Raw genomic sequence first — 8,078 nt, 5'->3', positions numbered from 1 at the left:
AACGAGCCGGGCGCGGATCGGTCCCGGGCGCGGCCGCATCCGGCGCGGTCCGATCGGGGGCAGCTCGGCCGGGCCGCCGCGGGCCCCTGTCGTTTGGTCACCAACGACAACCGGGAACGCCCCAGGACTGTCGTTGGTGACAAAACCGCAGCACCACCAGCCCCCGGCCAGATCGGCCAGACCAGCCAGCCAGACCGGCCCGACCACGCCCCTGTGCGTCCCACCGACCCCTGTCGTTTGGTCACCAACCACAACCGAGAGCGCCCCAGGACTGTCGTTGGTGACCAAACCGCAGCACCAGCGAGCACCCGCACCAGCGAGCACCCGCGCCGGCGAGGACCCGCGGACGCTCAGACGCGCGAAGGGACCCCGGCGGACCAGCCGGGACCCCTCCGCGGGTGAGCGAGCCGAACGATCAGCCGAGCTCGACGAGCAGCTGACCGCCGGTCACGGCGTCGCCGGGCTTGACCAGGATGCTGCCGACGGTGCCGGCGGCGGGGGCGGTGATCTCGGTCTCCATCTTCATCGCCTCGAGCACCACCAGCACGGTGCCGGCCTCGATCTCCTGGCCCTCCTCGACCGGGATCCGGGCCACGGTGCCGGCCAGCGGGGCGCGCACGCCCTCGCCGTCACCGGCCGGCGCGGCGCCGTTGACCGGGGCCGCGGCGGGCGCGGAGAAGGTCCCTCCGGCCATGAAGATGCCGAGCGCGGGCGGCTGCTCCTCCTCGACCTCGACCTCGACCTCGTAGACCTGGCCGTTGACGGTCACCTTGAGCTGCATGTCATTCACCTTCACCTTCGCCTGGCCGTTCACCGGGCACCGTGGATGATCCGGTGGCCCTGGACGGCCACGCGGCCCTGCTGGGCCCACGCCTGACCGGTCCGGTAGTGCACCTGCTTGATCTTCGCGCGGTGGCCCAGGTACGCCGCCACCGCGGCGGAGATCGCGAGCGCGACCTCTTCGGGGACGTCCTGCTCCTGCCGCGCCCGGACGGCGGCGACCTCGGCCTCGAGGGCCGCCACCCGCTCGGTGAGCTCGCGGACCGCGGCGAGCAGCTCCTGCTCGACCGTGCTGTCGCCGCTCATGTCGGGCCCAGCCCGTGCTTCTTGGCGGGCCGCAGCTCGCGCTTGCTGGCCAGCATCTCCAGGGCCCGCGACACCTCGGCGCGCGTGCAGCACGGGTCGATGATGTCGTCGACGAGGCCGCGCCCGGCCGCGACGTACGGCGTGGAGAACGTCGAGCGGTACTCGTCGACCAGCTCCGCGCGCCGGGTCTCGGGGTCCTCGGCCTCGGCGATCTCGCGCCGGAACACGATCTCAGCCGCGCCCTCGGCGCCCATCACCGCGATCTCGGCGGTCGGCCAGGCGAACACCCGGTCGGCGCCCAGGTCCTTGGAGCACATCGCGACGTACGCGCCGCCGTAGGCCTTGCGCAGCACCACGGTGATCTTCGGGACCGTCGCGGCGGAGTAGGCGTAGAGCAGCTTCGCGCCGTGGCGGATGATGCCGCCGTGCTCCTGCGCGACACCGGGCAGGAAGCCCGGCACGTCGACCAGGGTGAGCAGCGGGATGTTGAAGGCGTTGCAGAACCGGACGAACCACGAGCCCTTGTCGGAGGCGTTGATGTCGAGCACGCCGGACATCACGCTCGGCTGGTTGGCCACGACGCCGACCGTCCGGCCGGTGATCCGGGCGAAGCCGATCACGATGTTCTGCGCGTAGCCGGCCTGGATCTCCAGGAAGTCGGCGCGGTCGACGATCCGGGCGATCACCTCGCGGACGTCGTAGCCCTTCTTGTCCGAGACCGGCACGACCTTCGGCAGGTCGTCGTCGCGCTCGATGGTGTCGTCGGGGTCGACGATCGGCGGGTCCTCGGTGTTGTTCTGCGGCAGGAAGCTGAGCAGCTTCTTGGTGATCAGCACCGCCTGCTCGTCGTCGTCGGCGACGAAGTGCACGACCCCGGAGCGCGTCATGTGGGCGTCCGCGCCGCCGAGCGCGTCGGAGGAGACCTGCTCGCCGGTCACCTGGGCGATCACGTTCGGCCCGGTGATGAACATGTGGGCCTTGCGGGTCTGGATGATGAAGTCCGTGAGCGCCGGGGAGTACGCCGCGCCGCCCGCGCACGGGCCGGCGATGATCGCGACCTGCGGCACCACGCCGGAGAGCAGCACGTTGTTGTAGAACACGCGGCCGTAGCCGGCCAGGGAGCCGATGCCCTCCTGGACCCGCGCGCCGCCGGAGTCGTTGATGAACACGAACGGCGTGCCGGTGGTCAGGCTCGCCTTCATCATCGCGACGACCTTGTCGCTGTGGACCTCGCCCGCGGACCCGCCGGCGACCGTGAAGTCCTGGCTGGCCACGTGGATCGGGCGGCCGAGCACGGCGCCCTCGCCGGTGACGACCCCGTCGGCGGGGTAGTCGACCTTGTCGAGCCCGAAGTACGTCGACTGGTGGCGGGCGAACTTGCCCGTCTCCTGGAACGTGCCCGGGTCGAGCAGCGCCTCGATCCGCTCGCGGGCGGTCAGCTTGCCCTGGTCGTGCTGCTTCTGCAGCCGGGACTCACCGCCGCCCAGCTCGACCTTGCGCCGCCGCTCGTTGAGCTCGGCGATGCGGTCCTCCATGGAGGCCTGGTGGTGCTTGTGCTTGCTCACCGGATTCCCTTCAGGCTCGCTCGACGATGACGTCGTGCTTGCGGCCGTTCATCGAGACCGCGTAGTGGATGGGGCCCTTGACCGGGCCGGTGCCCGGCGCCGCGGCGGCGAGCTTCTCGGCCGCCTGCTGCGCGGGGTCCTTGCCGACGTTCTTCGGGCCCTCGGGCCGCTCCTGGAAGAACTTCGGGGCGACGCCCGGGAACATCGCGTAGGTCAGCACGTCCTCGTCGCTGCCGTCGGCGCCCTCGAGGGCGTTGGCCTCCTCGGACAGCTTCTCCCACTCGGGCTCGAGCAGGTCGGCCGGCCGGACCGTGATCGGCTCCTTCTTGGTCTGCGCCTGGGCGGCCTCGACGATCTCGGGGTCGCGGGGGCCGATCGACTCGCCGTAGTAGCCGAGCATCAGGTCGGCGAACTCGGCGGTGAGCACCTTGTAGGGGCCCATCAGCACGTTGAAGACGGCCTGGGTGCCGACGATCTGGCTCGACGGGGTCACTAGCGGCGGGTAGCCGGCGGCCTTGCGGACCCGCGGCACCTCCTCGAGGACCTCCTTGAGGCGGTCGCCCGCGCCCTGCTGGCGCAGCTGCGACTCCATGTTCGAGATCATGCCGCCGGGGATCTGGCTCTTGAAGATCTCGGTCTCCACGCCCGTGATCGCCGACATGAACTCGGTGTACTTCGGCCGGACCACGGCGAAGTGGTCCTTGATCTTGAGCAGCCGCTCGTCGTCGAGGTTGGTCTCGTACGGCGTGCCGTGCAGCATCTCGACCAGCGACTCGGTCGGGTTGTGGCCGGGGCCCATCGAGACCGAGGAGATCGCGGTGTCGACGACATCGGCGCCGGCCTCGATCGCCTTCATCAGGCTGACCAGCGTGACGCCGGTGGTCGCGTGGCAGTGCACGTGGACGCGCACGTCCGGGCCGAGGGACTCCTTGATGGCGCCGACGATGTCGAAGGCCGGCTGCGGCCGCAGCAGCGCCGCCATGTCCTTGAGGCACAGCGAGTCGCAGCCGAGCTCCATCAGCTCGTGGGCCATGTCGACGTAGCCCTGCACGGTGTGCAGCGGGCTCTCGGTGTAGCAGATCGTGCCCTGGGCGTGCTTGCCGACGCGGCGGACGGCCTTGATGGCCTCGCGCACGTTGCGGACGTCGTTGAGGGCGTCGAAGGTCCGGTAGACGTCCATGCCGTTCTCGGCGGACTTCTCGACGAACTTGTTGACGACCGTGTCCTCGTAGTGGCGGTAGCCGAGGAGGTTCTGGCCGCGCAGCAGCATCTGCAGCCGGCTGTTGGGCATCAGCCGGCGGAAGGTCCGCAGCCGCTCCCACGGGTCCTCGTTGAGGAAGCGGATGCAGGCGTCGTACGTCGCGCCGCCCCAGCACTCGACGGACCAGTAGCCGGCCGCGTCGATGTCGGCGCACGCGTCGACCATGTCCTCGAGGGCCATGCGCGTCGCCATCAGGCTCTGGTGGGCGTCGCGGAGGATGAGCTCGGTGACCCCGATCTCACGTCGTGCCGCGGTCGCGCCGGTGGCGCCGACGCCCCCTGTCTCGGTGTCGCCGTTGGTCATGGCTTCATGCTGACAGAGACCTAAGTGGCTGCACCGGGTCGTTGGTCCCGCGTCCCCGGGTCGTTGCTCGTGCGTCCCGGCCCGGTCCCGGGATCGGAGTCCCGGGACCGGGCAGGGATGCGGCCGGGGGTGTCGTCAGGCACCCCCGGAGCGGGCTCAGCGGTGGCTCAGCGGTGGCTCAGCGGTGGCTCAGCGGCGGCGCAGGGTGCCCGCGAACCAGCGGTCGGTCCAGATCCGGTCGACGCGCACCCGGGTGCCGGAGTACGGCGCGTGCAGCACCCGCCGGTGACCGTGCCGGAACCCGACGAACACGCCGACGTGGTAGACGCCGCCGCCGTCGAAGAAGAACACCAGGTCGCCGCGGCGCATCGCCCCGCGCTTGATCCGCTTGGCGAAGTGGGCCTGGGCGGCCGAGGTGCGCGGCAGGTGCCGGAAGCCGGCCTTGCGGTAGCTGTAGAACGTCAGGCCCGAGCAGTCGAACCGGTGCGGGCCGGCCGCGCCGGCGGCGTACGGGTCGCCGGTCTGGTGGCGGGCGATCGTGAGCGCCTGGCCGATCTTGCGGTCGGTGCGTTGGGCGGCCGCGCGGCTCGCGGTCGCGCCGTGGGCGGTGTCGGTGGTGGTCGGCGCCGTGGTCAGCAGACCGACGGCGAGGGCGGCGCTCGCGAGCGCGCGCAGGATGATCGTCATGTGCGTGGTCGTCCTTCCCACGCCTGTGAGGTGAGCTGTCGGGTTCGGGCGAGGAAGGTGCCCGGCCACCGGCTGGTGGCTTCACCCCGAGCGGTGCCCCCGGTCGGGGGCGGGACCGCGAAGGTGGGTCCCCCACTCCTGCCCCGGTGGTCGTCGTCCGGTCACGGGCGGGCAGGACTCGGCGTACCCGCGACCGGTGGTGCGTGGTGCAAACGGTGGAGGACCGTAGTCAGCGATCGCGCCGGATGCGAGTCGAGCGACGTCGATGACGGTGGCGCACGCCACACGCCCCGCGTGGATCACCGCCACGGTTGGACGAAGGTCACACCCGAGCGCCGGTGCCGGCCCCGGCTCAGCCCGCGTCGACGAGCTCCAGCAGGTCGGCGACCGAGTCCACCACCCGCGTCGGCCCGTAGGGGAACCTCGCGACCTGCTCGGGGCGGGTCGAGCCGGTGGTCACCAGGATCGTGCGCAGCCCGGCCTCCAGGCCGCTGATGATGTCGGTGTCCATCCGGTCGCCGACCATCACGGTGGTCTCGGAGTGGGCCTCGAGCCGGTTGAGCGCGCTGCGCATCATCAGCGGGTTGGGCTTGCCGATGAAGTACGGCTGCCGGCCGGTCGCGGTGCTGATCAGCGCCGCCACCGAGCCGGTCGCCGGCAGCACGCCCTGCTGGCTGGGGCCGCTCACGTCGGGGTTGGTCGCGATGAACCGCGCGCCGGCGTCGACCAGCCGGATCGCGCGGGTGATCGCCTCGAAGGAGTAGGTGCGGGTCTCCCCCAGCACCACGTAGTCGGGGTCGCGGTCGGTCATCACGTAGCCGATGTCGTGCAGCGCCGTGGTCAGGCCCGCCTCGCCGACGACGTACGCCGTGCCGCGCGGGCGCTGGTCGTCGAGGAACTGCGCGGTCGCCAGCGCGGAGGTCCAGATCGCCTCCTCGGGCACGTCGATGCCGCTGCCGAGCAGCCGGGCGCGCAGGTCGCGCGGCGTGAAGATCGAGTTGTTCGTGAGCACCAGGAACCGCCGCCCGGAGGCCTTGAGCGCCTCGATGAACTCCTGGGCCCCGGGGATCGGCACCTCCTCGTGGACGAGCACGCCGTCCATGTCGGTCAGCCAGGTCTCGATCGGGCGACTCGTCATGACGCTCATCCTCGCAGGCGGGAGCCGCGCGGGGTCCCTCACCGTCGGGGCAGCAGCACCTCGATGCCGTCGGCGGGGTGCTCGCCGGTGACCCGCCCGCCGAGCGCCGAGACGACCGAGACGACCTCGGCGACCCGGTCCAGCGGCTCCGCGCCGGTCGCCTTGCCGCGGCCCTCACAGCCCACGTGGATGCGCAGGTGCCCGCCCTCCTCGCCGTGGAACACGATCCGGACCGGGCCGGCCCCGCGGCGTACGACGTCGGCGAGCAGCAGGTCGGTGACCTGCTCGACCGGGCCCGGGGTGTAGGTGAGCGTCAGGTCGCCCTCGGCGGCGGCCGTCAGCGTCCGGTTGCGTACGCCGAGCCGGTCGGCCCAGCGCTGGGCCAGCTGGGTGGCGAGGTCGACCAGAGGCAGCTCGGAGCCGGCCACGAGGCTGCCGCGCCGGGTCATCTCGACCAGCTCGGACGCGACCGCCCCCACCTCCTCGACGGCCGCGAGGCTGCGCCGGGCCGAGTCCTGCACGTCCGCCGGGACGTCGTCGCGCAGCGTGAGGTCCTCGAGCTCGAGCCGCATCCCGGTGAGCGGGGTGCGCAGCACGTGGGAGGCGTGCTCGGCGAAGTCGCGCTCGCGCTGCACCCGGTCCTCGAGCTGCTGGGCGCTGGCCCGCAGCGCGTTGGCGATGGCCCGCGCCTCGGGGATCCGGCTGCGGGGCAGCTCGAGGTCGAACCGGCCCCGCCCGAGCGCGGCGGCGGCGACCGCGAGCCGCTGGAACGGCGAGGAGAGCGCCGAGGAGATCAGGAAGCCGACCACGCCGGCCACGACGGCGATCAGCAGGAACAGCGCGGCGATCGAGCCGGTGTCGCGGCCCAGGATGTCGCCGATCACGTCCGGGGACTGGCTCAGCATCAGCCGCCCCTCGTCGAGCTGGAGGGTGGCCGACAGGTCGTCGCCGGCGTCGTCGGTGCCGGTGTAGTCGGGCCCGTGGACGACGATCGGCCGGCCGCCGCGGGGCGCGTACTCGAGCCGCCGCTCGGGGCCGACCAGCGTCGTGAGGAACCGCTCGTCGATCGCCCCGCCGGCGGCCTCGCGGTCCTCGACGATGGTCGAGACCAGCTGGATCTCCTGGCGCAGGTGGTCGGCCTCCTGCTCCTGGATCAGGTCGCGCAGCACGAACGAGCGGACGACGCCCGCGCCGAGGAGCAGGACGATCGTGAGGACGACGAACGCGACGGTGAGCCGCTCACGCATCGGGGGTGCCGCCTTCGAGGCGGAACCCCACGCCTCGAACGGCCACCACCCGGTCGGTCACACCGACGCTCTCGAGCTTCTGGCGCAGCCGTCCGATGGTGACGTCGAGCGTCTTCGTCGAGCCGTACCAGTTCTCGTCCCACACGTCGGCCATGAGCCGGCCGCGGGAGACGACCTTGTCCCGGTTGGCGGCCAGGATGTTCAAGACCTCGAACTCCTTGCCGGTGAGCGGGACCTCCTCGTCGCCGGCGTAGACGCGCCGGGCGTCCACGTCGATGCGCAGCCCGTCGGACTTCGCCTCCTCGGCGGCGGCCGAGGCGGAGGAGGTACGGCGCAGCAGGGCACGCACCCGTGCCTGCAGCTCGGCCAGGCCGAACGGCTTGGCCAGGTAGTCGTCGGCCCCGTAGTCGAGCCCGACGACGCGGTCGAGCTCGCCGGCCCGGGCGGTGACGATCATGATCGCCCCGTCGAACCCGGCCTCCCGGGCCCGCCGGCAGACCTCGAGTCCGTCGATGTCCGGCAGCCCGAGGTCGAGGATCACGACCTCCGGCATCGTCGACAGGCTGTCGAGGGCTTTCTGGCCGCTGTCCACCCACGAGACGTCGTACCCTTCGCGCTCCAGCGTGCGGACGAGGGGGAACGCGATGTCCTCCTCGTCCTCGACCACCAGAACCCGATGCGCCATGGAAGGGAGCATAGGGCCCGAGGCACCGGCTCCGAGGACGGTACTCAACCTTCGCCCCCTTCCGGCTCGCCGGTGGCCGCGGCGCGGACCGACCGCTCGGGCCGCG

8 protein-coding genes and 1 riboswitch are annotated in these 8,078 nt (G+C 72.0%); all 8 genes read right to left on the bottom strand.

Annotation, left to right across the window (positions count from 1 at the left end; translation table 11 throughout):
- Positions 1-415 precede the first annotated feature (415 nt).
- Positions 416-781: a biotin/lipoyl-containing protein gene (locus VGD85_RS19380; RefSeq protein WP_331065069.1), complete on the bottom strand. Its 366-nt coding sequence runs from the start codon at positions 779-781 to the stop codon at positions 416-418.
- 29 nt (positions 782-810) lie between these two features.
- On the bottom strand, positions 811-1,086 hold the full coding sequence (locus tag VGD85_RS19375; RefSeq protein ID WP_331065068.1) for a hypothetical protein: 276 nt from the start codon (positions 1,084-1,086) through the stop codon (positions 811-813).
- On the bottom strand, positions 1,083-2,621 hold the full coding sequence (locus VGD85_RS19370; RefSeq protein WP_331065070.1) for an acyl-CoA carboxylase subunit beta: 1,539 nt from the start codon (positions 2,619-2,621) through the stop codon (positions 1,083-1,085). Before VGD85_RS19370 ends, VGD85_RS19375 begins: the two co-directional genes overlap by 4 nt.
- Before the next feature lie 40 nt (positions 2,622-2,661).
- Entirely contained in the window at positions 2,662-4,215 is a 1,554-nt protein-coding gene (locus VGD85_RS19365; RefSeq protein ID WP_331065067.1) for a methylmalonyl-CoA carboxytransferase subunit 5S, read from the bottom strand.
- Positions 4,216-4,404: 189 nt separating this feature from the next.
- A complete protein-coding gene (locus VGD85_RS19360; protein ID WP_331065066.1) occupies positions 4,405-4,902 on the bottom strand; it encodes a C40 family peptidase in 498 nt (165 codons plus the stop codon).
- A 27-nt stretch (positions 4,903-4,929) separates the two neighbouring features.
- Positions 4,930-5,003: riboswitch (cyclic di-AMP (ydaO/yuaA leader) on the bottom strand.
- 251 nt (positions 5,004-5,254) lie between these two features.
- Complete coding sequence (locus tag VGD85_RS19355; protein ID WP_331065065.1) at positions 5,255-6,049, bottom strand: HAD-IIA family hydrolase; 795 nt, start codon at positions 6,047-6,049, stop codon at positions 5,255-5,257.
- 29 nt (positions 6,050-6,078) lie between these two features.
- Entirely contained in the window at positions 6,079-7,287 is a 1,209-nt protein-coding gene (locus tag VGD85_RS19350; protein ID WP_331065064.1) for a hypothetical protein, read from the bottom strand.
- Complete coding sequence (locus VGD85_RS19345; RefSeq protein ID WP_331065063.1) at positions 7,280-7,972, bottom strand: response regulator transcription factor; 693 nt, start codon at positions 7,970-7,972, stop codon at positions 7,280-7,282. Before VGD85_RS19345 ends, VGD85_RS19350 begins: the two co-directional genes overlap by 8 nt.
- Between the last annotated feature and the right edge of the window lie 106 nt (positions 7,973-8,078).

This window comes from Nocardioides sp., assembly GCF_036401255.1.
In the GTDB taxonomy this organism is placed as follows: Bacteria; Actinomycetota; Actinomycetes; order Propionibacteriales; family Nocardioidaceae; genus Nocardioides.
This window is presented reverse-complemented; position numbering and strand designations above follow the sequence as displayed.